This window comes from Isoptericola sp. F-RaC21 (genome assembly GCF_038593535.1).
Lineage (GTDB): Bacteria > Actinomycetota > Actinomycetes > Actinomycetales > Cellulomonadaceae > Isoptericola.
In genome coordinates this window covers 482946-507407 of sequence record NZ_JBCFYX010000001.1, presented here as the reverse complement: position 1 = coordinate 507407, position 24462 = coordinate 482946, and the positions used below count along the sequence as shown (strand labels likewise).

Annotated in this window: 25 protein-coding genes and 1 other RNA gene; 11 read left to right on the top strand and 15 right to left on the bottom strand. The window is 73.7% G+C overall.

All coding sequences use genetic code 11. The features are described from left to right. Positions 1–22 precede the first annotated feature (22 nt). From AAG589_RS02315 to AAG589_RS02300, 4 genes are all read left to right on the top strand, one after another. Positions 23–523, top strand: a complete 501-nt coding sequence (locus tag AAG589_RS02315) for a MarR family winged helix-turn-helix transcriptional regulator (protein WP_430565631.1) — start codon at positions 23–25, stop codon at positions 521–523. Between the two features lie 19 nt (positions 524–542). Continuing rightward, positions 543–1220 (top strand): lipoyl(octanoyl) transferase LipB, encoded by a 678-nt coding sequence (lipB, locus tag AAG589_RS02310; protein ID WP_430566208.1) that lies wholly within the window; start codon positions 543–545, stop codon positions 1218–1220. A 116-nt stretch (positions 1221–1336) separates the two neighbouring features. Further along, positions 1337–2347, top strand: a complete 1011-nt coding sequence (gene lipA, locus AAG589_RS02305; RefSeq protein WP_380324759.1) for a lipoyl synthase — start codon at positions 1337–1339, stop codon at positions 2345–2347. Between the two features lie 11 nt (positions 2348–2358). After that, positions 2359–3108, top strand: coding sequence for a DUF4191 domain-containing protein (locus tag AAG589_RS02300; protein ID WP_430565630.1), 750 nt, complete (start codon positions 2359–2361; stop codon positions 3106–3108). Between the two features lie 107 nt (positions 3109–3215). Here the strand turns inward: AAG589_RS02300 and AAG589_RS02295 are convergent, their stop codons facing one another. Beyond that, positions 3216–3674, bottom strand: a complete 459-nt coding sequence (locus AAG589_RS02295; protein WP_430565629.1) for an RDD family protein — start codon at positions 3672–3674, stop codon at positions 3216–3218. A gap of 199 nt (positions 3675–3873) precedes the next feature. Here AAG589_RS02295 and glnA (AAG589_RS02290) point away from each other — a divergent pair, with 199 nt between their 5' ends. Next, positions 3874–5298: a type I glutamate--ammonia ligase gene (gene glnA / locus AAG589_RS02290; RefSeq protein ID WP_430565628.1), complete on the top strand. Its 1425-nt coding sequence runs from the start codon at positions 3874–3876 to the stop codon at positions 5296–5298. Between the two features lie 114 nt (positions 5299–5412). On the opposite strand, the gene AAG589_RS02285 is transcribed toward glnA (AAG589_RS02290), so the two are convergent. The 5 genes from AAG589_RS02285 to glnA (AAG589_RS02265) form a co-directional block, all read right to left on the bottom strand. Next, the gene (locus AAG589_RS02285; RefSeq protein ID WP_430565627.1) at positions 5413–6576 is read right to left on the bottom strand and encodes a prolyl oligopeptidase family serine peptidase; all 1164 of its coding nucleotides are present in this window, start codon (positions 6574–6576) and stop codon (positions 5413–5415) included. 237 nt (positions 6577–6813) lie between these two features. Next, positions 6814–7641 carry an ornithine carbamoyltransferase gene (locus AAG589_RS02280; RefSeq protein ID WP_430565626.1) on the bottom strand — a complete coding sequence of 276 codons (828 nt, stop codon included), beginning with the start codon at positions 7639–7641 and terminating at the stop codon, positions 6814–6816. Between the two features lies 1 nt (position 7642). Beyond that, positions 7643–8632 (bottom strand): DUF808 domain-containing protein, encoded by a 990-nt coding sequence (locus AAG589_RS02275; protein ID WP_430565625.1) that lies wholly within the window; start codon positions 8630–8632, stop codon positions 7643–7645. A gap of 121 nt (positions 8633–8753) precedes the next feature. Further along, complete coding sequence (locus AAG589_RS02270) at positions 8754–11960, bottom strand: bifunctional [glutamine synthetase] adenylyltransferase/[glutamine synthetase]-adenylyl-L-tyrosine phosphorylase (RefSeq protein WP_430565624.1); 3207 nt, start codon at positions 11958–11960, stop codon at positions 8754–8756. Further along, complete coding sequence (gene glnA, locus AAG589_RS02265) at positions 11957–13294, bottom strand: type I glutamate--ammonia ligase (protein ID WP_430565623.1); 1338 nt, start codon at positions 13292–13294, stop codon at positions 11957–11959. The genes AAG589_RS02270 and glnA (AAG589_RS02265) overlap by 4 nt, the downstream gene beginning before the upstream one ends. Before the next feature lie 61 nt (positions 13295–13355). On the opposite strand from glnA (AAG589_RS02265), the gene panB reads away from it, so the two are divergent. After that, positions 13356–14228: a 3-methyl-2-oxobutanoate hydroxymethyltransferase gene (panB, locus tag AAG589_RS02260; RefSeq protein ID WP_430565622.1), complete on the top strand. Its 873-nt coding sequence runs from the start codon at positions 13356–13358 to the stop codon at positions 14226–14228. Here the strand turns inward: panB and AAG589_RS02255 are convergent. Beyond that, positions 14225–15097, bottom strand: a complete 873-nt coding sequence (locus AAG589_RS02255; RefSeq protein WP_430565621.1) for an alpha/beta fold hydrolase — start codon at positions 15095–15097, stop codon at positions 14225–14227. The two genes, panB and AAG589_RS02255, sit on opposite strands and share 4 nt — an antisense overlap. 57 nt (positions 15098–15154) lie before the next feature. Beyond that, complete coding sequence (locus AAG589_RS02250) at positions 15155–15352, bottom strand: SPOR domain-containing protein (protein WP_430565620.1); 198 nt, start codon at positions 15350–15352, stop codon at positions 15155–15157. A gap of 28 nt (positions 15353–15380) precedes the next feature. Between AAG589_RS02250 and ppgK the strand changes: the two genes are divergently transcribed. Continuing rightward, complete coding sequence (gene ppgK / locus AAG589_RS02245) at positions 15381–16148, top strand: polyphosphate--glucose phosphotransferase (RefSeq protein ID WP_430565619.1); 768 nt, start codon at positions 15381–15383, stop codon at positions 16146–16148. A gap of 23 nt (positions 16149–16171) precedes the next feature. On the opposite strand, the gene AAG589_RS02240 is transcribed toward ppgK, so the two are convergent. Then, entirely contained in the window at positions 16172–16561 is a 390-nt protein-coding gene (locus AAG589_RS02240) for an STAS domain-containing protein (protein ID WP_430565618.1), read from the bottom strand. A 245-nt stretch (positions 16562–16806) separates the two neighbouring features. Here AAG589_RS02240 and AAG589_RS02235 point away from each other — a divergent pair, with 245 nt between their 5' ends. Further along, positions 16807–17823 (top strand): DUF1990 family protein, encoded by a 1017-nt coding sequence (locus tag AAG589_RS02235; protein ID WP_430565617.1) that lies wholly within the window; start codon positions 16807–16809, stop codon positions 17821–17823. Positions 17824–17995: 172 nt separating this feature from the next. After that, the gene (locus AAG589_RS02230) at positions 17996–18835 is read left to right on the top strand and encodes an alpha/beta hydrolase (protein WP_430565616.1); all 840 of its coding nucleotides are present in this window, start codon (positions 17996–17998) and stop codon (positions 18833–18835) included. Between the two features lie 28 nt (positions 18836–18863). Here AAG589_RS02230 and rnpB read toward each other — a convergent pair. After that, an RNA gene (gene rnpB, locus AAG589_RS02225) (RNase P RNA component class A) lies at positions 18864–19253 on the bottom strand. 60 nt (positions 19254–19313) lie between these two features. Then, a complete protein-coding gene (locus AAG589_RS02220) occupies positions 19314–19697 on the bottom strand; it encodes a tautomerase family protein (protein WP_430565615.1) in 384 nt (127 codons plus the stop codon). 78 nt (positions 19698–19775) lie between these two features. Here AAG589_RS02220 and AAG589_RS02215 point away from each other — a divergent pair, with 78 nt between their 5' ends. Then, a complete protein-coding gene (locus AAG589_RS02215) occupies positions 19776–20612 on the top strand; it encodes a YaaA family protein (protein WP_430565614.1) in 837 nt (278 codons plus the stop codon). A 37-nt stretch (positions 20613–20649) separates the two neighbouring features. Then, positions 20650–20991, top strand: a complete 342-nt coding sequence (locus AAG589_RS02210) for a TfoX/Sxy family protein (protein ID WP_430565613.1) — start codon at positions 20650–20652, stop codon at positions 20989–20991. Between the two features lie 125 nt (positions 20992–21116). On the opposite strand, the gene AAG589_RS02205 is transcribed toward AAG589_RS02210, so the two are convergent. The 4 genes from AAG589_RS02205 to AAG589_RS02190 are packed head-to-tail and all read right to left on the bottom strand — an operon-like array spanning position 21117 to position 24385. Further along, on the bottom strand, positions 21117–21815 hold the full coding sequence (locus tag AAG589_RS02205; RefSeq protein ID WP_430565612.1) for a histidine phosphatase family protein: 699 nt from the start codon (positions 21813–21815) through the stop codon (positions 21117–21119). Continuing rightward, complete coding sequence (locus AAG589_RS02200) at positions 21815–22564, bottom strand: zinc ribbon domain-containing protein (RefSeq protein ID WP_430565611.1); 750 nt, start codon at positions 22562–22564, stop codon at positions 21815–21817. The genes AAG589_RS02205 and AAG589_RS02200 overlap by 1 nt, the downstream gene beginning before the upstream one ends. Before the next feature lie 22 nt (positions 22565–22586). After that, positions 22587–23528, bottom strand: a complete 942-nt coding sequence (locus AAG589_RS02195) for a Nif3-like dinuclear metal center hexameric protein (protein ID WP_430565610.1) — start codon at positions 23526–23528, stop codon at positions 22587–22589. Between the two features lie 26 nt (positions 23529–23554). Further along, positions 23555–24385 (bottom strand): alpha/beta fold hydrolase, encoded by an 831-nt coding sequence (locus AAG589_RS02190; RefSeq protein WP_430565609.1) that lies wholly within the window; start codon positions 24383–24385, stop codon positions 23555–23557. Positions 24386–24462 lie beyond the last annotated feature (77 nt).

Here is a 24462-nt window from a genome sequence, read left to right as displayed (position 1 = left end):
AGACACCTCCAGGAGGTCGCACGTGCAGCCCGACGAACGGCGCGACACGCCTGGGCCACAGGCGTGGCCCGACGCCGTCGACCCCACCAGCGACGAGCCGGCGGACTGGCCCACGGGCCGCCTGCTGTTCACCGTGGTGCGCCGCATCGAGCACGACTGGAACGCGCACCTGGCGGGGTGGAACCTCAACCACGCGGGCTTCCCGGTGCTCCTCCACCTGTTCGCGGGCCCGCGAACCCAGCGCGAGCTCGCCTCGCTCAACGGAGTCACGGAGCAGACGATGAGCCGCGTGGTCGCCCGGCTCGAGCGGGCCGGGTACGTCACCCGGGGAGCCGACCCCCGCGACCGGCGCCGCCGAGCCGTCGCCGTCACGGACGCCGGACGCCGCGCGGCTGCGGAGGCCGGCCGGCTCCAGCCCGCCGAGGACCTCACCGCCCGCGGCCTGGCCGACGACGACGTCGAGCGGCTGCGTGAGATCCTCGTCACCCTCGTGCGCGCGCAGCGCGCCGCCGACGAGGACTAGCCTCGGCCGGGTGGACGTGATGACGCTGCCCGGACTGACCGACTACCACGAGGCGTGGGAGCTCCAGCGCCGCGTGCACGCCGACGTGGTCGCCGGCGACCGACCCGACACCCTGATCGTGGTGGAGCACCCCGACGTCTACACGGCCGGGCGGCGCACGCACCGCGACGAGCGGCCCACCGACGGCACGCCCGTCGTCGACGTCGACCGGGGCGGCAAGGTCACCTGGCACGGCCCCGGGCAGCAGGTGGTCTACCCGATCCTGCGCCTCGCCGAGCCGATCGACGTCGTCGCCTACGTGCGGGCGCTCGAGGAGGCCGCCATGGAGGTGTGCGCCGGCGTCGGCCTCGACACGATCCGGGTCGAGGGGCGCACCGGCGTGTGGCTCGCCGCGGACGCCGCCCGTCGCGAGCGCAAGGTGTGCGCCATCGGCGTGCGCACCGCCAAGGGCGTGACGATGCACGGCATCGCCCTCAACTGCGACCCCGACCTGAGCCGGTTCGACCACATCGTGCCGTGCGGCATCACCGACGCCGACGTCACCTCGCTCACGATCGAGACCGGCCGCCACGTCACCCTCGACGACGTGCGCGCGCCGCTGGTCGACGCCCTCACCCGCCACCTCGGTCCTCTGCGCGCCGCCTCCGGCCGGGCCGTCGCCGCGGCGGGTGTTGCTGAGGTCACGTCCACACGGTGAGCACACCGCGGCGCCGGGACACGGCGCTCACGTAGTCTGACCAGGTCCGGCGGCAGGACCCGCACAGGCCCCGCCCGCCCGACGTCCACCTGCTCGACGACGACCGGGAGACACCCGTGACGATCGCACCCGAGGGCCGCCGCATGCTGCGGATCGAGGCCCGGAACGCCGCCACCCCCATCGAGAAGAAGCCCGAGTGGATCAAGACCAAGGCCACGATGGGGCCCGAGTACCGGGAGCTCAAGGGCCTGGTCAAGGGCGAGGGCCTGCACACGGTGTGCGAGGAGGCGGGCTGTCCCAACATCTTCGAATGCTGGGAGGACCGCGAGGCCACCTTCCTCATCGGCGGTGACCAGTGCACCCGCCGCTGCGACTTCTGCCAGATCGACACGGGCAAGCCGGCGGACTTCGACGCCGACGAGCCGCGTCGCGTGGCCGAGTCCGTGCGGACGATGGGCCTGAAGTACTCGACGATCACCGGCGTCGCCCGCGACGACCTGGCCGACGGGGGCGCCTGGCTGTACGCCGAGACCGTGCGGCAGATCCACGCGCTCAACCCGGGCACCGGCGTCGAGCTGCTCATCCCCGACTTCAACGCCATCCCCGAGCTTCTCGACGTGGTGAACGAGTCGCGGCCGGAGGTCATGGCGCACAACGTCGAGACCGTGCCGCGCATCTTCAAGCAGATCCGCCCCGCGTTCCGCTACGAGCGCTCGCTGTCGGTGCTCACCCGCGCCCGCGAGGCCGGCCTGGTCACCAAGTCGAACCTCATCCTCGGCATGGGCGAGACGATCGACGAGGCCCGCGAGGCGCTGCAGGACCTGCACGACGCCGGCTGCGACCTGATCACCATCACGCAGTACCTGCGCCCGTCGCTGCGACACCACCCCGTGGACCGGTGGGTGCGCCCGGAGGAGTTCGTCGAGCTGTCCGAGGCGGCCGAGGAGATGGGCTTCCTGGGCGTCATGGCCGGCCCGCTGGTCCGGTCGTCGTACCGCGCCGGGCGCCTGTGGGGCCAGGCGATGACCCGCCGCGGCCTGCCGATCCCGGAGTCGCTCGCGCACCTCGCGGAGCCGACGACGTCGCGCCAGGAGGCCGCGAGCCTGCTGGCTCCCCGAGCGCACTAGACTTGACGACCATGGCCCGCACCAAGTCCGACGCCGGCGCGCCCGCCGACGCCACCGGTAAGCAGAAGAAGCCCAAGAAGCAACGCTGGTACCACCAGGTGTGGGCCGCGTACCAGATGACGCGCAAGCAGGACCCCACGGTCACGTGGCTGATCCTCGGCGTGTTCGTCGCGATCCTCGCCGTGGTCGCGGCGATCGTGCTGCTGCTCGACGTGCCGACCGGCTTCCAGATCCTGTACATCGTGGTGCTCGGCATCCCGTTCGCGGCGCTGGGCGCGATGTTCACCCTGACCCGCAAGGCCGAGAAGGCCGCATACACCCAGATCGAGGGCCAGCCCGGCGCCGCCCGTGCGGCGCTCGGCACCGTCCGCGGCGGGTGGGACTTCGCGGACGAGCCGGTCGCGATCAACCCGCGCACCCAGGACTTCGTGTTCCGCGGCGTCGGGCGGCCGGGCGTCGTCCTCGTCTCCGAGGGCCCGTCGCACCGCGTGCAGCGCCTCCTCGAGGACGAGCGCCGCAAGACGGCCCGCGTGCTGCCGAACGTGCCGATCACGCTCATCCAGATGGGCAACGAGGAGGGGCAGGTCCCGCTCCCCAAGATCGCCAAGAAGGTGCAGAAGCTCAAGCGGAGCCTCACCAAGCCCGAGGCGGAGCAGGTCAAGAAGCGCCTCAAGGCGCTCGGCGGCGCCCGCCTGCCCATCCCCAAGGGCGTCGACCCGATGCGCGCGCGCCCCGACCGCAAGGGGCTCAAGGGCCGCTGAGCCGACAGGCCACGAGTCACAGGAGAAGGGCACAGGAGAAGGGCCGGGTCGCCACGGGCGACCCGGCCCTGCTCTCGTGCTCAGTCCGTCCGATCAGGCCGTCCGCGTCACCGCCGCACGAGGACGGTGCCGGCGGCCCGGTCGTGCAGGCCGCGCCCGTCGCGGTCCCACACGACGGCGGGGATCACGAGGCACAGCAGCAGCGTGCGGACGGCGCCGCGCGCGAACCCGGGGGCCGTACCCTCGGGGGCGCCGAGGGTGCGCACCTGCATCCCGAGCAGCCGGTGGCCGATGGTGAACCCGACGGTGCTCACCAGCAGCAGGTTCTCGAGCGCGAAGACGCCCAGGGTGACCCACGAGCTCAGCTCCGCGAACGACGCCGGGCTGGTGACGAGGTAGGCGATCAGCGTCGCGACCGCCCAGTCGACGACGAGGGCCACGGCCCGGCGTCCGAGCCGAGCCAGCGACCCCGGGCCGGCCTCGGGGAGCCCCAGGCGTCCGGCGGCTCCGGAGTCGTCCCGACGTCCGCCCTCGAGCCACGAACCCATGTCCTCCCGCGATGCCATGCGCCCAGGCTACGCGGCGCGGCACGGCACCAGAGGCGCGACCGCCGTAACGTGTTCGAAACAAAGGCGCCATGCCGGAGAAACGCCGTCGCCCTACCGTCGTGGGCGTCGAGCGGCGCGCACGAGCCCGCCGCGCCCGTCCTTCGGAACCGTCCGGCGGCACCGACCGAACGGCACCATCCACGCAAGGAGTGCATGCATGTTCACGAACGCCGAGGAGGCCATCGCCTTCACCCGTCGCGAGGGGGTGGAGTTCATCGACGTCCGCTTCATCGACCTGCCGGGCGTGATGCAGCACTTCAACATCCCCGTGGAGCAGTTCGACGAGTCCTCGTTCACCGAGGGCCTCATGTTCGACGGCTCGTCGATCCGCGGCTTCCAGGCGATCCACGAGTCCGACATGAAGCTCGTGCCGGACGTCACGACCGCGTACCTGGACCCGTTCCGCAAGCGCAAGACGCTCATCGTGAACTTCTCGATCGTGGACCCGTTCACCGACGAGCCGTACTCGCGCGACCCCCGCACGATCGCCGCCAAGGCGGAGGCGTACCTCAAGTCGACCGGCATCGCGGACACGGCGTTCTTCGCCCCCGAGGCCGAGTTCTACGTCTTCGACGACGTCCGCTTCTCGACGAACCAGCACGAGAGCTTCTACAGCATCGACTCCGTCGAGGCCGCGTGGAACACCGGGCGCGAGGAGGAGGGCGGCAACCTCGGGTACAAGACCCGCTACAAGGGCGGCTACTTCCCCGTCTCCCCCAACGACCAGTTCGCCGACCTGCGCGACGAGATGTGCGCCGTCCTGGCCGAGGTCGGGCTCGACGTCGAGCGCGCGCACCACGAGGTGGGCACCGCCGGCCAGCAGGAGATCAACTACAAGTTCAACACCCTGCTGCACTCGGCCGACGACCTGATGAAGTTCAAGTACGTCATCAAGAACGTCGCCTGGCAGCACGGCAAGTCCGTCACCTTCATGCCGAAGCCGATCTTCGGCGACAACGGCTCGGGCATGCACTCGCACCAGTCGCTGTGGCTGAACGGCGAGCCCCTGTTCTACGACGAGAAGGGCTACGGCGGCCTGTCCGACATGGCCCGCTGGTACATCGGCGGCCTGCTCAAGCACGCGCCGTCGCTGCTGGCGTTCACCAACCCGTCGGTCAACTCGTACCGCCGCCTGGTGCCCGGCTACGAGGCCCCGGTCAACCTGGTCTACTCGGCCCGCAACCGCTCCGCGTGCATCCGCATCCCGGTCACCGGGTCGTCCCCGAAGGCCAAGCGCGTCGAGTTCCGCGTGCCGGACCCGACGGCCAACCCGTACCTCGCGTTCGCCGCGCAGCTCCTCGCGGGCATCGACGGCATCAAGAACCGCATCGAGCCGCCGGCGCCGATCGACAAGGACCTGTACGAGCTGCCCCCCGAGGAGCACGCGCAGATCGCCCAGGTGCCCGCGTCCCTCGAGGAGGCCCTCGACAACCTCGAGCGCGACCACGAGTTCCTCACGCAGGGCGACGTCTTCTCCGAGGACCTCATCGCCACCTGGATCGACTACAAGCGCAGCAACGAGATCGACCCGATCCGCCTGCGCCCGCACCCCCACGAGTTCGAGCTCTACTACGACATCTGATCGGCACGGTGGTTGAGCCCGTCGAGACCACCACCTGATGTCGCCGGAACGGCGGCCGACCTGCTCGCAGGTCGGCCGCCGTTCGTCGTCCCGGGGTCGGCGTCGCGCCGCACGTCAGCGGCGGTGCGCGGCCATCCACTGCCAGACGTGCGTCCCCTGGTGCTGCGGGTCGTTCCGGGCGACGTAGATCCACGACCAGTGCCCGTCGAACCGGTGGCCGTCCCAGGTCACGGTGTCGTAGAGCGTCATGAGGGAGCCCGGGATGAGCTCGTGCGCGTGCACCGTGTTGTCCATCGGCGGCACCGTCCCGTCGTCCCGGGAGGCGACCAACCAGGTCGGGGTCGTGATCGCCGCCAGCTGGTCGTCCGGGATCAGCGGCCCCGTGGCGTCCCCGAAGGGACCGACCACGCCGCAGATCGGCACCGCCGCCGCGAACAGCTCGGGGTACGTGGCGACCACCTTCATCGTCAGGTAGCCGCCGTTGCTGCAGCCGGCGACGTAGACGCGGTCGAGGTCGACGTCGTGCGCCCGCACGACCTCGTCGACGATCTCCCGGATGATCGGCGCGAACCGGTCGCCGTCCTCCATCCAGAACGACGTGCTCTGCGGCGCCACCACGTACGCACCGCCGAAGATTCGCTGCGCCTCCGGGGTCGCGAAACCGAGCGCGCCCCGGTTGGCGCGCAGCGTCGTCTCGTTGTCGTAGTACCCGTCCTGCAGCGAGGCCCCCTCGCCACCGCCGTGCAGCCACACGACCAGTGGCCGCTTGCCGCGACGGCCACCGCTGCCGCCGCGGGGAGGCGAGTAGAGCCGGTACTTGGTTCCCGAGCGCGAGACGCCGTGCGCGAACGCGTCGACCTCCGGATTGGTGAGGTCGCCCTGGACGAGCTCGCCGATCGCGATCGGACGGCGGTCGCGCCCTACGACCGGCCGACGCTGGGTCACGGTGTAGGCGAGGTCGAGCCGGACGTTCCGTCCCCTGCTGGGGAGGTAGCCGAGGGTGCCGCCGCCCACCTGCCCCTCGACGGACTCGAGCTCGAGCACGACGTCCCCCCGCCGGTCGAGCCGGGCCTCCGTGACCGTGCGGTCCAGGTCGAACGTGACGAGGTCGGCCTCGCTCGGGTCCAGAGGGATCGGGCTGGTCGCGGCGGCGTGGACGGCGAACGTGCCGGTCGTCAGGCTGCGGGGGTCGATCGGCCCGAGACGCGAGGTCTCGAGGGTGAGCGAGGTGACCTGCTCGCCGCCGTCGAGGGTCCGGGCGTCGAGCCGGAACGGCACGGTCGCGGGTGGACGTGCTGTTGCGGCCGCGGCCCCCGCAGGGAGGGCGACTCCGGCGGCTGCGGCTGCTCCGGCAGCGAGGACCGTGCGACGACTGATCTGTGCGGACATCGGACTCCTTCGTCGATGGTGCACGACCGCGCGGCCGGGATCGCCCGCGGCGAATAGCTACCGCTCGGTCGAATTGTCCGACAGTGAACACCGTCGCCCGCGGTTCGGCAATCGGACGGCCGCGCCTCAGCCCAGGTGGAGGCAGTGCGCCAGCACCGCCTGCTGCACCGGCAGCAGGTGCTTCTTGAAGCCGTATCCCACGAACGGGCCGCCGGGGGCGACGGCGTCCGCGGAGACCTCCTGCCCGCGAGTGAACGGCGGGCACGGGTTCAGGACCGCGCCCGGGTGCGCGAGTCTCATCAGCTCGCGCGTGACCCGGTAGGGCGCGAGCGCGTCGGCGTGCCGCCCGGCGCCGTCGGTCAGCACGACGTCGGCACCGGTGAGCGCCGCCGCGAGGTCGTCGGTCCACGCGGCGCCGGGGCTCGCCAGGTCGGCGGGGCAGCACTGGACGAGATCGAGCCCGAGCACGCGGCCGATCTCCTGCCAGGCCCGTGCGATGTTGCCGTCCGCGCCGACGAACACGAGACGCATCGACCGCACGTCGCCGCGCTGCGCGAGCGCGTAGACGTCCGACAGCACCTCGCACGGGTGGTTGGCCCGGGTCATGGCGTTCACGACGGGCAGGGCGTCCACGCCGGCCAGCCGGTCGAGCAGGGCGATCTCGGGGTGCCGCACGACGAGCACGTCCGCCCAGTTCGCGAGGTAGCCGACCACGTCCTCGGCGGCCTCCGGCTTCTCGAGCGTCTCCGGCGGGAACAGGATCGACTGGAGCCCCATGAGTCGCGCGCCGCGCTCGAACGTCACCCGCGTGCGCAGGCTGCTCGCGGGGAAGAACAGGACGGCCGCGCCGTCCGTCGTCGGGCCGCGCCCTGCGGCGTAGGCGTCGGCGAGACCGAGCACCGCCTCGACGTCGGCCTCCGACCAGTCGTCGAGCCGGACGAGGTGCCGGGCCACGTCAGTGGTCGTCGGCGGCTGTGGAGGCCGCGCCGGCCCCGCCCTCGTGCTCGTCCCCGCCGTGCTTCTTGCCGAAGGGCAGCACGTGCACCACGGCGACGACCACAGCACCCACGATCACACCGATGACGGCGGAGAAGAACGTGTTGACCAGCCAGCCGAGGAACCCGCCGATGCCGGGCACGGCGTGCGCGACCGCCTCCTCGAGGTGGTGCACGAACTCGTACGGGGCGTGCCAGCCGAGCTCGTCGGTGCCGGTCAGCAGGATGTGGCCGCCGACCCACAGCATCGCGACCGTCCCCACGACCGAGATCACGGCCAGCACCTTCGGCATGCCGGACACGAGCCCGCGGCCCAGGCGCTGGCTGGCGCGCGACTCGCGACCCGCCAGCGCGAGGCCCATGTCGTCCATCTTCACGATGACGCCCACCACGCCGTAGACGATCACCGTGATCACCAGCGCGACGACGAGCAGGATGATCAGCCGCGAGAAGAACGGCTCGTGCGCCACCTCGTTGAGCGCGATGACCATGATCTCGGCCGACAGGATGAGGTCGGTGCGCACCGCGCCCGCGATCAGGGTCTTCTCGGCCTCCGGTCCGACGGCCGCGGCGGGCTTGTCGTGCCCCTCGTGGCCGCGCAGGCGCCCCCAGATCTTCTCCGCTCCCTCGAACGCGAGGTACGTGCCGCCGACCATGAGGATCGGCGTCAGCAGCCACGGCGCCCACTGGCTCAGGATCAGGGCGATCGGCAGGATGATCAGCACCTTGTTGCGGATCGATCCCCAGGCGATCTTCTTGACGATCGGGATCTCGCGGTCCGCGGCGACCCCGTGCACGTACTGCGGAGTCACGGCCGTGTCGTCGACGACGACGCCGGCCGCCTTCGCCGTCGCCCGGCCGGCGGCGGCACCCACGTCGTCGAGCGACGCGGCGGCGAGCTTGGCGATGGCCGCGACGTCGTCGAGCAGGCCGAGCAGGCCGGCGCTCACGCGCGGGCTCCTCGAGGAGCACCATGGGTGGTCGGGGCCGCGGCCGACGACGGCGAAGACGTGCGCATGGACATATCGTGCCGTACGGCGGGGCCGACGGGAGCCTCCGTCTCGGGCGTCATCACTCCTCGCCGTAGAAGACGCGCTCGACGACGGCGCGGGCGCGGCGGGCGGTGCGCAGATAGAGCTCCTCGAGCTCTCCCCCGGTGCCCACGTCTCCGAGCAGAGCAGCGACGCCGGTCAGGTCGCGGGAGTCGTGCGGCAGCCGGTCGGTCTGCGCGCCGGTGGTGCGCCCCGACCAGAGCACCACGGCGGACCGCAGGCGCGACGCGAGCACCCAGGCGTCGCGCAGCTGGTCCGCGTCCTCGGCGTCGAGCAGGCCGGCCGACGTCGCGGCGTCGAGCGCCGCGACCGTGCCGGTGGTGCGCAGGCCCGGCACCTCGGCCGCGTGCTGCAGCTGGAGAAGCTGCGCCGTCCACTCGACGTCCGCGACGCCGCCGCGCCCGAGCTTGAGGTGGCGCGACGGGTCAGCGCCGCGGGGCAGCCGTTCCGCCTCGACGCGGGCCTTGATCCGGCGCACCTCGCGCAGGCGCGCGTCGTCGAGCCCGCCGTCCGGGTAGCGCAACGGGTCGACGAGCGCCACGAACCGGGCGCCCAGCGACGCCTCGCCGGCGACGTCGCCCGCGACCGGCCGTGCGCGCAGCAGCGCCTGCGCCTCCCACACGCTCGACCAGCGGCCGTAGTACTCGGCGTACGAGTCGAGGGTGCGCACGAGCGGGCCCTGCCGCCCTTCCGGGCGCAGGTCGGCGTCCACGGGCAGCGTCGGTTCGGGCCCCACCTCGGACAGCAGCGCGCGCAGCCGCGTGGCGGCACGGGTGGCGAAGTCCTGGGCCAGCGTCGGCTCCGCGCCGGGCACGGGCTCGTGCACGAACATGACGTCGGCGTCCGAGCCGTACCCCATCTCGCGCCCGCCGAGCCGCCCCATCGCGACGACCAGCATCCGGGTGGGGTTCGCCTCGGGCGACTCCCCCAGCCCGAGCTCGGCCCGGGCCGCGTGCTCGGCGACCCGCAGTCCGCCCGCCAGGACGACGTCCGCCGCGTCCGAGACCGCGGCCGCGGCGTCCACCGGGGGCAGCAGCCCGAGCACCTCGCCGGCCCCGGTCCGCGCGAGCTCGCGCCGACGCAGCGCCCGCAGGCGCTGCGCCGCCGCCTTGGGCTCGTCGGCCCGGGTGAGGATCGCGTCCGCCTCCGCGGCGAGCCGCTGCGGGCCGCGCGGCTCCAGGCCCGAGGTGTCGGCCAGCCAGCGGACCGACTCCGGCGAGCGGGCGAGGGCGTCCGCGAGGTACGTGGACGACGCCAGCAGCCGGCTCAGGTGGTACGCCGCGTTCTCGGAGTCGCGCAGCAGGCGCAGGTACCAGGGCGTGGCGCCCAGCTCGTCGGACAGCTTGCGGAACGCCAGCAGCCCGGCGTCCGGGTCGGCCCCCTCGGCGAACCAGCCGAGCAGCACGGGCAGCAGCTGCCGCTGCAGGGCCGCCCGGCGCGAGGTGCCGGTCGTCAGGGCCACGACGTGCCGCATCGCGCCGTCGGGGTCGCGGTAGCCGACCGCGGCGAACCGCTCGCGCGCGACGTCCGGGGACAGCGACAGCTCGGCGTCCGAGAGCTGCGCCGAGGCCGGCAGCAGCGGCCGGTAGAAGACCTCCTCGTGCAGGGCGCGCACCTCCCGCCGCGTGGCACGCCACCGGTCCAGCAGGCCCTTCGCACCCTCGGCGCGCATGCCGAGCGACCGCGCGAGACGGCGCAGGTCCTCCTCCGCGGTGGGCAGCAGGTGGGTGCGGCGCAGCCGGTACAGCTGCACCCGGTGCTCCAGCGCGCGCAGGAACCGGTAGCAGACCGCCATCCGCGCGGCATGCTCGCGCCCCACGTACCCGCCGGCCGCGAGCGCCGCGAGGGCGGACAGCGTGTGCGGCGAGCGGATCTGCGGGTCCGCGCGGCCGTGCACGAGCTGCAGCAGCTGCACGGTGAACTCGACGTCGCGCAGGCCACCCTTGCCCAGCTTGATCTGCCGGTCCGCCTCGGCCGCGGGCACGTGCTGCTCCACCCGGCGGCGCATCGCGCGGGCGTCCTCGACGAAGTGCTCGCGGTGCACGGCGGACCAGATGAACGGGTCGACCGCCGCGCGGTAGTCCCGCCCCAGCTCGGCGTCGCCGGCCACGGGACGCGCCTTGAGCAGGGCCTGGAACTCCCACGTCTCGGCCCAGCGCTCGTAGTAGGCGACGTGGCTCGCGAGGGTCCGCACCAGCGGCCCCTGCGCGCCCTCGGGCCGCAGCGCGGCGTCGACGGGCCACAGGGCCGGCTCGGCGGAGGCGGCCGAGCACACGCGCTGCAGCCCCGTCGCGAGGCGCGCACCGATGGCGAGCGCCGTCTCCTCGTCGAGGGTGCCCCCGCCCGGCAGCTCGCCGGGCTCGCACACGTACACGACGTCGACGTCGGAGACGTAGTTCAGCTCCCGACCGCCGGTCTTGCCCATGCCCAGGACGGCGAGCCGCACGCCCGCCCCGTGGTCGTCCAGGTCGGCCCGCGCGACGGCGAGCGCGGCCTCGAGCGCGGCCGACGCCAGGTCGGCGAGCGCCGCGCCGACGACGGGCATGCGCGTCAGCGGTTCGCTCGCGGTGAGGTCGTCGGCGGCCAGCGCCAGCAACCGGGCGCGGTACGCCCGGCGCAGCGCGTCCGTCGTGGTCGCCGCACCCGTGTCGGGCCAGCCCTCGCCCGGCCCGGATTCCGGGTCTGCGGCCACCGGCACCGCGGCGTCCGGGTCGGCGCCGACGGCGCGCAGCAGCGCCGCGCGCACCTCGGCCGGGCCCGTCACGGTGCGCGGTCCGGGGTCGGCTCCGTCGTCGTCGGAGGCGTCGTCGTCGGAGCCGTCGTCGGTGGCGCCGGTGTCGTCGAGGTCGGGCGCATCCACCGCGGCGCCGTCTGGCTCGGCGAGCAGGTCGAGCAGCTCGGGGCGGCGCACCACCTCGTCGCCGAGGGCGGACGACGCCCCGAGCACGGCCAGCAGCCGCGTCCGCGCGCGGGGCGACGCGTCCTCGTCGAGGAGCGCGCCGAGCCGCTCTCGGGCGTCGAGGTTCTCCGCCAGGCGCACCAGCTGCAGCAGCGCGAGGTCCGGGTCGGCGCAGGCTCCCAGCGCCCCGAGGAGCGCGTCGTGGCGCCCGGGCGCCACGAGCACCTCCTGCAGCGCCGGGTCGGACCACAACGACGCCGACCGGGTGAGGTCCGCGAACCCCGCGTGCAGCAGCCGGCTCGTGAGCGTCGGCGGGCGGGCCGTCACAGGTTCTGCAGGAACCGGCGCAGCTCGTAGGGCGTGACCTGCGCGCGGTAGGCGTCCCACTCCTGCCGCTTGTTGCGCAGGACGTAGTCGTAGACGTGCTCCCCGAGCGTCTCGGCCACCAGCTCGGAGCGCTCCATGAGCTCGATCGCCTCGTCGAGCGACTGCGGCAGCGGCGCGATCCCGAGGGCCCGACGCTCGCGGTCCGTCAGCTCCCAGACGTCGTCCCCGGTGGCCTCGGGCAGCTCGTAGCCGTCCTCGATGCCCTTGAGGCCGGCAGCCAGCAGCACGGCGAACGCGAGGTACGGGTTGGCCGCCGAGTCGAGAGCCCGGTACTCCACGCGGGCGGAGTTGCCCTTGCCCGGCTTGTACATGGGCACGCGCACGAGGGCGGACCGGTTGTTGTGCCCCCAGCAGATGTAGCTCGGCGCCTCGGCGCCGCCCCACAGCCGCTTGTACGAGTTGACGTACTGGTTGGTCACGGCCGTGATCTCGGCCGCGTGCACCAGCAGGCCGGCGATGAACTGCCGGGCCGTCTTGGAGAGCTCGAACTGGGCGCCTGGCTCGTGGAAGGCGTTCTGGTCGTCCTCGAACAGCGACAGGTGGGTGTGCATGCCGGAGCCCGGCTGGTCGGCCATCGGCTTGGGCATGAACGACGCGAACACACCCTGCTCGAGCGCCACCTCCTTGACCACCGTGCGGAAGGTCATGAGGTTGTCCGCCGTGGTCAGTGCGTCGGCGTACCGCAGGTCGATCTCGTTCTGGCCGGGCCCGGCCTCGTGGTGGGAGAACTCCACCGAGATGCCCATCGACTCGAGCATCGTGATCGCCGCGCGGCGGAAGTCGTGCGTGCTGCCCCGTGCCAGGTGGTCGAAGTAGCCGCCGTTGTCGACCGGGACCAGCGGGTCCTCCGGCGACGCGAGCTGGTTGAACAGGTAGAACTCGACCTCGGGGTGCGTGTAGAAGGTGAAGCCGCGGTCGCTGGCCTTCGCGAGCGTCCGCTTGAGCACGTTGCGGGAGTCCGCGAGCGAGGGCTCGCCGTCCGGCGTGAGGATGTCGCAGAACATGCGGCCCGTGCCGTGCCGCTCGCCGCGCCACGGCAGCACCTGGAACGTCGTCGGGTCGGGCTTGGCGATCATGTCCGCCTCGTAGACCCGCGTCAGCCCCTCGATGGAGCTGCCGTCGAAGCCGATGCCCTCCGTGAACGCCTGCTCGAGCTCGGCCGGGGCGACCGCCACCGACTTCAGCACCCCGAGCACGTCGGTGAACCAGAGCCGGATGAAGCGGATGTCGCGCTCCTCGACCGTGCGGAGCACGAACTCCTGCTGCCTGTCCATGAGCCCATCCTGCACGAGAAGTGTTAATAGCGTATGTCGCGACTGGCATAGGCTGGCCGGCATGTCGAACCCCGGTCCCGACGCCGCCGCCGACGTCGCCGCAGCACCCTCGCCCGCCGCCGACCTGACGCGCCACCGCCGCGTGCGGGTGCACCACCTGGCCGAGGCCAAGGAGCGTGGCGAGAAGCTCACGATGCTCACGGCGTACGACGCGGTCACGGCCCGGATCTTCGACGCGGCGGGCCTCGACCTGCTGCTCGTGGGCGACTCGATCGGCAACACGATGCACGGGCACGCGACCACGCTGCCGGTCACCCTCGACGACATGATCCCGCCGGCCCGCGCCGTCGCGCGCGCCGCCGAGCACGCCCTCGTCGTCGTCGACCTGCCGTTCGGCACCTACGAGGCCGGCCCCGAGCAGGCCCTCGCCTCCGCGGTGCGGGTCATGAAGGAGACCGGGGCCGCCGCGGTCAAGCTTGAGGGCGGGCGTCGGTCCGCCGCCCAGATCCGCGCGCTGACCGATGCCGGCATCCCCGTCGTCGGGCACCTGGGCTTCACGCCGCAGTCGGAGAACATCCTCGGCGGTCCGCGCGTGCAGGGCCGCGGGGACGGCGCCGCCGAGGCGCTGTGCGAGGACGCGCTCGCCGTGCAGGAAGCGGGGGCGATCGCCGTCGTGCTCGAGATGGTGCCGGTCGACGTCGCCGCACGCGCCACGGAGATCCTGCGCATCCCGACGATCGGGATCGGCGCCGGACCGCGCGTCGACGGGCAGGTGCTCGTCTGGACCGACATGGCCGGGATGACGGACTGGTCGCCGCGGTTCGCGCGCCGGTTCGCCGAGGTGGGCAACCTGCTGCGCCAGGCGGCCCAGGACTACGCCGACGAGGTCCGCGGCGGCACCTTCCCCGACGCCGCGCACTCCTTCGAGCGCTAGGCGCCCCCAGCGCTGTCGGTGCCGCCCGAGAGGGCGAGCATCGCCGCCGCGACCCGGCCGGCAGCGGCGTCGGGGACCGCCGTCGACCCGTCCTCGAGGACCAGCAGGCCCGCACCCGGGATCTCGCGTGCCAGCGCCTGGCCGTTGCCGACCGGGAAGAACGGGTCGCGCCGGCCGTGCACGACCAGGGTCGGCACGGCGATCTCGGCGAGGCGCTCGCGCCAGCGCGGGGCGCAGTCGAGGTGGGCGAAGACCGTGCCGAGCTGGTTGGCGGCGTGCACCGCGGGCGCCGTCCCCGGCGTCCGGTCCCAGATGCGCCCGGCGACCGCGCGCGCCGCGACGGGGTCGTCCCCGAGGACCTCGGCGCCGCGGGCGGCGTGCTCGGCGACGGCGTCGCGGTCGGACCAGTCGGGCATCGGCAGCGAGAACAGCCGCCCCATCGCCGCGCCGTCGTGGTCGGGCAGGTCGTCATCGACCGGGCCGGGCGCGACGGGCCGCGTGCCGACGAGGGTCAGCGTCGCGAACGCCTCCGGGTGCTCCAGCGCGGCGACCTGGGCGACCATCCCGCCGACGCCGATCCCCGCCAGGTGCGCCGGCCGGTCGTCGAGCTCCCGGGCGAGCGCCGCGGCGTCGGCGGCGAGGTCCCGCAGCGTGTAGGACGGCGCCTCCGGGTCCGCGGTGGTGGACGCACCGGCGTCGCGCAGGTCGTACCGCACCACGTGCCGGCCGCCGCGCGCGAGCGCCTCGCACAGGGCGTCCGGCCAGGACAGCATCGTCGTGCCGCCCGCGCAGAGGACCAGCGGAGCCGCCGCGTCCCCGAAGTGCTCGACACCGAGCGTGACACCGTTCGCCTCGACAGTCGTCGTCATGCCCGGCTGACGCCGGAGGCTGTGGGAACTCATCGGCGCGGGCTGACGTCGTGCCGATCAGTCACGGCCGCGCCAGTCGGCGTCCTCGCCCTCCCACTCCTCGTTGCGGCGCTGCGCGGAGTCCAGGGCGTTGCGGGCGGCCTCGCGCGTGGGGTACGGACCCATCCGATGGCTCCAACTGGAGCGGTCGCGGCTCTCCTCGACCTCACCGGTCTTGGTGTTGTACCAGTACTGCACCGGGCTTGTGTCGCTCATAGGACGATCCTGCATCAAGATGGGCCCCATGGTGGAGGCAGCGCAGCCGGTCGCGTTCGGCATCGACATCGGCGGGTCGGGGATCAAGGGGGCACCCGTCGACCTGACGACGGGCGAGTTCGCGGACGAGCGCCGCCGCATCCCCACCCCCGAGAGGTCCACGCCGGAGGCGGTGGCGGGCGTGCTCGCCGAGCTCGTGGACTCGTTCCAGCTCCCGCCGCACGTGCCGGTGGGCGTCGCGTTCCCCGCGCCGATGGACCACGGCGTCGTGCGGTTCATCGCCAACCTGCACAAGTCGTGGAAGGGCGTCGACCTGCCCGCCCTGGCCAGCGAAGCGACGGGCCGGCAGGTGACCGCCGTCAACGATGCCGACGCCGCGGGAGTCGGCGAGCAGCGGTACGGCGCCGCCCAGGGGCGCGACGGCGTCGTCCTCGTGGTCACGCTCGGCACCGGCATCGGCTCCGCGCTGCTCGTGGACGGCGTGCTCGTGCCGAACACCGAGCTGGGCCACCTCGAGATCGACGGGCACGACGCCGAGTCACGGGCCGCGGAGTCCGCACGAGAGCGCCACGACCTGTCCTGGGAGAAGTGGGCCGAGCGGCTGCAGCGCTACTTCGAGACCGTGGAGATGCTGCTCTCCCCCGAGCTCATCGTCGTCGGAGGCGGCGTGAGCAAGCACCACGAGAAGTTCCTGCCGCTGCTCGACCTGCACGCCCCGATCATCCCCGCCACCCTGCGCAACCGTGCCGGGATCGTCGGGGCCGCAGCGCTCGCCGCCAGCGGTCGCGACCACTGACGCCCGATCGCGCCTCGCGCCCCTCAGCCGGCGAGGCTGTGCGGAGCGCGGGGGGCCGGCGCCGTCGGCGTGGTGGGCCCGTCGAGGACGTTGGCGTCCCCGGGGACGTCGAGGTCGAGCATCCGCAGCACGTCCAGGACCGCCGCCGGCGGGCGGTGCAGCGACACGCGCAGGCCCTCGTCCCGACCGATCCGGCAGAGCTGCACGAGAAAGGCGACCCCGGCGGAGTCGATGAACGTCACGCGCGACGTGTCCACCACCACGGGGAGGTCGCGCTCGAAAGCCCTCGCGAGCGCCGCGCTCGCCTCGTTGCGCAGGGCGATGTCGATCTCGCCCCACATGTCCACCACGCTCACGTCGGTCCGCTCCACGAGGGCGATGCCCCCGGCCTGAGCCTCGTCGGTGAAAGTCACTGCCGCACCTTCGTCCCACGTCCTGCGTCCCTGCGCGCCTCGGTCTCGAGCGCTGCGTTCCGGACTCGCGACCTCGTCGTCGCGACGTCCGACACGGTACACCTCTGCCGACCCGGAACGGAACCTCGGCATAGGGTTTCTTTACGCACCGTTCACACGCGCCTTGGGTCGCCGGCGACGCCTCGGACGGTCCGTCGCGCCCGCTACGCTGCGACGTCACGAACAGCGCGCGGAAGGACGGGCGCATGAGCAGACCGGCAGCCTCCCACACGTGGTTCGTCGTCCGAGACCACGCCCCACGGGCCACCGTCGAGGCGGCCATCCAGGGCGCGCTGCGCGCGCAGCGGCTGCGTCTCGCCCTCGTCGAGATCGATGTCTTCTCCGACGACGAGTGGCCGCCCGGGGCGCAGGACGCCGTCCGGGAGGCCGAACGCCGGCTGGCGGCTCGTCGCGGGTCGAGCTCTGCGGTGGCCCTCGACCCGCGGGACGACGAGGACCTCGACATCGCTCTCGCGCTCGCACCGCACAGCATCGGCGGCTCCGGGATCAGCGCGCGCGGCGACCTCGTCTGGGACGTGAACGACACGGGCACCAGCGCCGCGTTCCGACTCACCCTGGGCGAGGCGGACGTGGTCAGGTCCGCCATCGAGCACGCCGGAGGGTGCGTCGACGACCTCACGCCCCTGGCGGAGCGCCGACTCCGGCGGCGGACGCTGACCTCCGGAGGCGCCCTCGGCGCCACCGCGCCCGCCGCCGAGGACTGGCGGCCGCCGGAGGGATGGCGGGCGTTCGAGCGCACCGTGCACCTCGGCGTCGGGCCCCAGGTCTGGGACGACGCCTCCGAGGCCGTCCTGTCGTGGGGCGTGAAGACGCGCAGCGGCTTCGCCGTCGACCCGCCGCTCGAGCCGGGCGTCCCGGCGCGACGAGGACAGCGGTCGTGGCTCGTCGCGGGCGTGGGTCCGTTCCGGGTGCGCGAGCCGATCGAGGTCGTCGACGTCATCGCGACCGAGCGGCGGGCCGCCCTGTCCTACGGCGCCTTGGAGGGTCATCCCGTCACGGGCGAGGAGGCGTTCATCGTCCATCGCGACGACGACGGGTGCGTCAGCATGACGCTGCGCTCGCTCACCCGGCCGGGTCGGGGGCTGTGGCGGGTGCCCTTCCCCGTCATCCTCGTGGCCCAGCGGCTCTACCGCCGCCGATACCTGCGCGCCCTCGTGCCGGCCGCGTCGGGCGCCGACCAGCGGGACTCCGCGAGCGGGTGAACTTCGCGACCGGCCGCGCCGCGTTGGGAGCGCTTCCCTATCGTGTCGTCCGTGCCGGCAGCGACACACGCCTCCTGACCACCCGGGCAGCGGACACGCCCGCCCGACACCGACCGCGACCGGCTGGGCGCGGATCCTCTGGCGCACTTCGACTCCCCCTGAGAGGCCAGCCATGAGCGACACCACCGGTACCACCGCGCCCGACACCGTCGTCCTCGTCCACGGTCTGTGGATGACCCCCCGCAGCTGGGAGGGTTGGGTCCAGCACTACCAGCAGAAGGGCTTCACCGTCGTGACCCCGGCCTACCCCGGGTTCGAGATCGAGGTCGAGGCCCTCCGCGAGAATCCGGAGGTCATCGCGGACCTGGGCGTCCCCGAGACCGTCGAGCACCTCGCCGGAGTCATCAGCGGCCTCGACCGCCCGCCCATCATCATGGGCCACTCCTTCGGGGGCACCCTCACCCAGATCCTCCTCGCCCGGGGCCTCGGCGCCGCCGGGGTGGTCCTCGACTCCGCTCCGACGGAGGGCGTCCGGGTCAACCCGCCGTCTCAGGCGAGGTCGCTCTTCCCGGCGCTCAAGAATCCCGCCAACAGGCATCGGGCCGTCGGGTTCACTCCCGAGGAGTTCCACTACGCGTTCACCAACACGCTCGCGGAGGAGGAGTCGCGCGCGGCGTGGGAGCGCTACGCGATCCCGGCTCCCGGCCGCTGGGTCTGGGACTACGGCCTGATCGCCAACTTCAAGCCGGGTCACCAGGAGACCTGGGTGGACTTCAGCACCGACCGGGCGCCCTTGCTGTTCATCGCCGGCGAGCTCGACCACATCATGCCGCCGTCGGTGAACCGGTCGAACGCCAAGCACTGGGAGAAGTCGCCGGCCGTCACCGCGTACCACGAGTTCCCAGGGCGGGACCACTGGACCTGCGCCGCGCCGGGCTGGGAACAGGTCGCCGACCACGCCCTCACCTGGGCGCTCGAGCATGCCGCCAGACCGGAGCCCTCCGCCGCCTGACGCGGCGTAGGGCAGCGGTCGGAACGTGCGGACGAGCCGGTCTGTACGCCGGGTTCTGTTCCCGTGCCGGGTTGCCCCGGCGCGGGCGACGGTCATCCATCTAGGCCCTGCGTTGCCGCAGGGCTCGAGCGGTCTACCCGGGAGCATCGGGCGGGCAACCCTCGAACGCTCCCTGTCTGACCTTGCTCCAGGTGGGGTTTACCGAGCCACGACCGTCACCGGCCGCGCTGGTGGTCTCTTACACCACCGTTTCACCCTTACCGCCACCGGTCGCCCGGCGACGGCGGTCTACTTTCTGTGGCACTGTCCCGCGGGTCACCCCGGGTGGCCGTTAGCCACCACCTCGCCCTTCGGAGCCCGGACGTTCCTCGGCGACGACACCCGAGGGCACCGCCGACGCGACCGTCCGACCGACTCGTCCGCCTGGCACAGTCTATGCGCGGTCGAGCCGGTCGGACGCCCGCTCACGTCGTCACGGTCAGACGTCGACCTTGTAGTTCAGCGACAGCTCGTCGCCGGACCGCCCGCGGATGCCCCAGCTCTCGGCGGGAGACTCGATCACGACGAGCTCGACGTCGTCCGCGGCGACCCCGAGGGCGGGCGCGACGTCGTCGTACACGCGGCGGATCAGCTCACGCTTGGCCTCCCGCGTGCGGCCGGCGAAGGCGACGATCTCGATCATCAGGTAGTCGTCGGAGCGCGGGGCGACGAGGTCGCCGTCCTCCAGCAGCAGGAACCGGTGGAACCGCTTCTCCTCGGGGATCTGCCACGCCCCGACCATCGCGGCGTGCAGCGCGTCGGACACCTCCGCGCGCCGCTGTCCCCACACCCGTCGGTTGCCGTAGACCTTCACGTGGACCATGCCCGGCGACGCTAGCGGTGACCGACCGCACTGTCACCGGACGGTCCGCGTGCCGAGACCCGCCCGTAGGGTGTCGGGGTGCTGATCTGCCTGCCGCCCTCCGAGGGCAAGACGCCCGCGCCCGACGGCGCCGCACCGGCCGACCTGGACGGCCTCACCGGGGCCGAGCAGCTCACCGACCAGCGGCGCGCCGTGCTCGACGCCCTCGCCGCGGTGAGCGCGCGGCCGGACGCGACCCAGGTGCTCGGGGTGGCCGCGTCGCTCGCCGCCGAGGTCGCGCGCAACACCGAGCTCAAGGGCGCGCCGACCGCGCCCGCGTCCCGCGTCTACACGGGCGTGCTCTACGCCGCGGCCGGCCTGGCCGACCTGCCCGACGACGCCGCGCGCCGCGCCGCCCGCGACGTCCGGGTGTTCTCCGGCCTGTGGGGCGCCGTCTCCCCCGCCGACCTGATCCCCGCGTACCGCCTCTCCATGGGCGTCGACCTGCCGGGCATCGGCAGGCTCGCCACCGCGTGGCGGCCGCACCTGTCCGCGGCGCTCGACGCACGCGCCGCGGGCGACGTCGTCGTCGACTGCCGCTCGGCCGCCTACCTCGCCGCGTGGAAGCCCGCCACCACGGGAGACGCCGCCGCCGACTGGGTGACCGTCCGGGTCGTGCGCGAGGCGGACGGGAAGCGCACCGTCGTGTCGCACAACGCCAAGCACACCCGCGGCGTGCTCACGGGCCACCTGCTGCGCCGCTCGGGGCCCGCCCCGACCAGCGCGGACGAACTGCTCGACGCGGCCCGCGAGCTGGACGGGCAGGTCATCGGCACGGAGGTCGGCACCGGCCTGTCGTACCGGATGGTCGAGGCGACCCTGCACGACGCAGCCACGCGGCGCGGGCCGCGCACGCTCGAGGTCGTCATCGCCTGACGGGCGCGAAGCCGCCCACCCGGCGCACACTGACCGCATGGCCTACGACGAGGTGCTCGCCGCCCGCGTGCGCGACGCCGTCGCCGAGCGCGCCGACTTCGTCGAGCGGAAGATGTTCGGGGGCGTCGCGTTCATGGTGAACACCCACATGGCGGTGGGCGTCGGCGACGACGAGCTCATGGTGCACGTCGGGACGGACGGTCACGCGCAGGCGCTCACCGACGGCGCGCACGAGATGCGGATGGGCGAGCGCACCATGCGCGGCACGGTCACGGTGGGACCCGACGTCACGGCGGACGACGACGCGCTGCACGCGTGGGTCGACCGGGGCGTGGACCTCGCGCTCGCGCTGCCGCCCAAGCGCGACACCGCTGGTTGAGCCTGTCGAAACCGAGCACCCGGGTTTCGACAAGCTCAACCAGCAACGACCGGGTTTCGACACGCTCAACCAGCGGGGAACGGGTTTCGACGGGCTCAACCAGCGGGGAACGGGTTTCGACGGGCTCAACCAGCGTCGGTCGGGAAGCCCGCCGCGACGACCTCCGCGAGCGCCGGCTCGCCGTCGTCCGCCAGGCCGAAGCGCAGCACGGTGAGCGAGCACGGGGGCACGCGCAGCAGCCGCCACGACGACGGCGGCGTGCCGAGCGCCCTCCCGACCAGCGCGCGGATCGTCACCGTGTGCGCGACGACGACGGTCGTCGAGGCGGGGTCGGCGTCCGCGACGGCGTCGCGCAGGCCGACCCAGGCGCGCTCCCCCACGTCGGCGTACGACTCGCCGCCGGGGGCCCGGTCGGTGCCGGTCGTGGCCCACGCGGCGAGCTCGTCGGGCCAGCGGCCGGCGATCGCCTCCGGCGTCAGGCCCTCCCAGTCACCGAAGTCGCACTCGGCGAACCGCTCGTCGGGCCGCACGTGCTGCCCGGTGCGGCGGCCGACCGCGGCCGCGGTCTCGAGGGTGCGGACCAGCGGCGAGGCCAGGAGGGTGCCGGCGCGCGGCAGGTCGGGCCACAGGTCCTTGCCGATCCGGAAGACGGCGTCCGCCGCCCGAGCCGCCTGCACGCGACCGCGCGTCGTCAACGACGGGCCGGGGACGGCGCCGCCCGAGTAGGCGCGCGCCTCGGTCAGCTCCGTGACGCCGTGCCGCACCAGGACGACGGTGCGCAGGTCGGCGCCCGCCGCCGGGCTCGCGCCGGACGGTCGCGCCATCAGGCCGCGGCGCCGTCGTCCGCCAGGCGCACGAGGATGCGGCCGCACTCCTCGCAGCGCACGATCCGGTCGGCCGGGGCGGCCTTGGCGGCCGCGAGGTCGCCGGGGTTCAGGTCCAGGCGGCAGCCCTCGCACCGGCCGCCGCGCAGCGCCACAGCGCCGAGACCGCCGAGCTGGGCGCGCAGCTTGTCGTAGAGGGCGACCAGGCCGGCGTCGAGCCCCGCGGCGACGGCCTCCCGCTCGGCCTTGACCTTCGAGCCGGTCGCGTTGATCTCGGCCCACGCCTCGTCCCGCTCAGCCGTGGCCTTCGCCTTGGCGGCCTCGAGCTCGGCGTGCGCCGACTCGACCTCGGCGAGCGAGCCCTGGTGCGCCTCCAGCCGCTCCATGACCTCGATCTCGGCGTCCTCCAGGACCGACTGGCGCCGGGCGAGGGACTCGAGCTCGCTCACCAGGGCCTGGGAGTCCTTCGCCGAGAGTGCTCCCGAGTCGAGCTTCTGCTGGTCGCGCTCGGCGCGCGTGCGCACCTGGGCGACGTCCGACTCCGCCTTGGCGAGCTCCCGCTCGAGGTCTGCCACGGCCGTGCGCGAGTCGACGAGCGAGGTGTGCAGGTCGCCGATGCGGCCGTCGAGCTCCGCGATGGTCGCCAGCGACGGGTGGTTGCGGCGCTGGTGGACGAGCTGCTGCAGCCGCGTGTCGAGGGCCTGGACCTCGAGCAGTCGGCGCTGGTCCTCGGGGGGTGCAGTGGCCACGGGCGGGTCCTCTCGCAGTGATTCAGCTGGTGGGGCGGTCGGTCTCGCGCACGGTGCTCGCCACCCGCGCGGTCCACGGGTCGGTGCCGATCGTGCTCACCCTCGTGGTCACCGTACCTTCTCCGGAACCCTCCCCGGTCACGCCTCCGGGCCGGCCCCCGAGGCGCGCGACGACGTCCTCGGCGGCGTAGGCGAGCCACGGCCACTCGCTCGCGAAATGGGCCACGTCCACCAGGAAGGGCGTCGCCGCGTTGCCGCCCGCGGGGCGGGCCTCGAACTCCGCCCGCTCGCGCAGCTCCGAGGCGGGGTGGTGCCGCAGGTCGGCGGTCACGTACACGTCGACGGCGGCCGCGCGGACGGCGTCGAACAGCGAGTCCCCGGACCCGCCGACGACGACGGCGGTCGCGACCGGCGCGTCCAGGTCGCCGGCCACGCGCACGCCCTGCGCCGTCGCCGGCAGCGCGGCCGCGACGCGCTCGGCGAACCCGCCCAGCGTGGTGGGCTCGGCGAGCCGGCCGACCCGGCCGATCCCCCGCTCGACGCCGTCCCCGTCGTCCCCCACGACGAGCGGGCTCCGGTCGGTGATGCCGACCAGGTCCGCGAGCGCGTCCGCGACGCCGCGCGGGGCGGCGTCGGCGTTGGTGTGCGCGACGTACAGCCCGCAGCCCGCGCGCAGGAGCCGGTGCACCACGTCGCCCTTGAACGTCGTCGCCGCGACCGAGTGCACGGGCCGCAGGAACAGGGGGTGGTGCGTGACGAGCAGGTCCGCGCCCCAGGAGATCGCCTCGTCGACCACCTCGGCCACCGGGTCGACGGCGAACAGGATCCTGCGCACCGGCGCCGCCGGGTCCCCCACCACGAGGCCCACCGCGTCCCAGCCCTCCGCCGTCGACGGCGGGTAGAGGTCCTCGAGGGCGGCGACGACGTCGGCGAGCGGTGGGGCGCTGGCGGCTGTGGCATCCATGCGCCCGACCCTAGGGTGGATGACCGTCAACGCGCGCCGTCGGCACTCTCCAGGCCGTCCACGCCATGGCAGAACTCCCGCACGGCGGCGTCGAACTCGGCGGGCCGCTCGAGGTTGGTCACGTGGCCGCAGCCGGGGATCAGCACGAGCCGCGCGCCGGGGATCGCCTCCTCGAGCTGCCGGGCGACGCGGACCGGGGAGCGGGCGTCGAGCTCGCCCCACAGCAGCAGGACGGGCACGGCGACGGTCGGCAGCACGTCGGTCAGGTCCGCCTCCGCCATGATCGCCAGTGCGTGGCGCATGCTGCGCGGCCGCACGTCGCGGGCCATCGACTCGATCAGCGGCACGTGCTCGGGCGGCGGGCCCGCGGCGAAGAGACCCGGCATCGTCGGGTCGAACGCTCCGGGCTCGGCGTCGAGCATCCGCCGCACGCCCGCGACACGGGCGGCCACCTCCTCGGCAGGGAGCGAGCCCTTCCAGCCCGCGTACCCGCCGGTGAGGACGAGGGACGCCGTCCGGTCCGGGTGCCGCCGGTACAGTTCGAGCGCGACCGTGGAGCCCCACGACAGGCCCACGACGTGCGCCGGGCGACCCACCGCCCGGTCGATCACGCCCGCCAGGCAGTCCGCGTAGTCGGCGAGCGCGAAGCCGTCCGGGACGTCCTCGGAGCCGCCCGCGCCCGGCTCGTCCCACGCCACGACCGTGAACTCGTCCGACAACGACTCCAGCTGGGGCGTCCAGCCCCGGCCGTCCTCGCCGGCGCCGTGCACGAGGACCAGTGGCGCCCCCGAGCCCGCGCGCCGGTAGACGACCCCCAGCCCGTCGACGAGGGTCCGCTCGACCCGGATGCTGCCCATGGCACCCTGCCGCCGTCCGTCTCGTGGTCCGCGTCGGCCGGCGCGGAGCCTTCCTCGACGCTAGCTCCACACCACCG

Bases quoted from the DNA above. Each gene is read 5' to 3' on its own strand.
- AAG589_RS02190 (WP_430565609.1), bottom strand. From the start codon at position 24,385: ATGGGCAGCATCCGGGTCGAGCGGACCCTCGTCGACGGGCTGGGGGTC.
- AAG589_RS02210 (WP_430565613.1), top strand. From the start codon at position 20,650: ATGGCCTACGACGAGGTGCTCGCCGCCCGCGTGCGCGACGCCGTCGCC.
- AAG589_RS02235 (WP_430565617.1), top strand. From the start codon at position 16,807: ATGAGCAGACCGGCAGCCTCCCACACGTGGTTCGTCGTCCGAGACCAC.
- AAG589_RS02195 (WP_430565610.1), bottom strand. From the start codon at position 23,528: ATGGATGCCACAGCCGCCAGCGCCCCACCGCTCGCCGACGTCGTCGCC.
- AAG589_RS02220 (WP_430565615.1), bottom strand. From the start codon at position 19,697: ATGGTCCACGTGAAGGTCTACGGCAACCGACGGGTGTGGGGACAGCGG.
- glnA (WP_430565628.1), top strand. From the start codon at position 3,874: ATGTTCACGAACGCCGAGGAGGCCATCGCCTTCACCCGTCGCGAGGGG.
- panB (WP_430565622.1), top strand. From the start codon at position 13,356: ATGTCGAACCCCGGTCCCGACGCCGCCGCCGACGTCGCCGCAGCACCC.
- AAG589_RS02255 (WP_430565621.1), bottom strand. From the start codon at position 15,097: ATGACGACGACTGTCGAGGCGAACGGTGTCACGCTCGGTGTCGAGCAC.
- AAG589_RS02295 (WP_430565629.1), bottom strand. From the start codon at position 3,674: ATGGCATCGCGGGAGGACATGGGTTCGTGGCTCGAGGGCGGACGTCGG.
- ppgK (WP_430565619.1), top strand. From the start codon at position 15,381: ATGGTGGAGGCAGCGCAGCCGGTCGCGTTCGGCATCGACATCGGCGGG.
- glnA (WP_430565623.1), bottom strand. From the start codon at position 13,294: ATGGACAGGCAGCAGGAGTTCGTGCTCCGCACGGTCGAGGAGCGCGAC.
- AAG589_RS02250 (WP_430565620.1), bottom strand. From the start codon at position 15,352: ATGAGCGACACAAGCCCGGTGCAGTACTGGTACAACACCAAGACCGGT.
- AAG589_RS02300 (WP_430565630.1), top strand. From the start codon at position 2,359: ATGGCCCGCACCAAGTCCGACGCCGGCGCGCCCGCCGACGCCACCGGT.
- lipB (WP_430566208.1), top strand. From the start codon at position 543: ATGACGCTGCCCGGACTGACCGACTACCACGAGGCGTGGGAGCTCCAG.
- AAG589_RS02205 (WP_430565612.1), bottom strand. From the start codon at position 21,815: ATGGCGCGACCGTCCGGCGCGAGCCCGGCGGCGGGCGCCGACCTGCGC.
- AAG589_RS02230 (WP_430565616.1), top strand. From the start codon at position 17,996: ATGAGCGACACCACCGGTACCACCGCGCCCGACACCGTCGTCCTCGTC.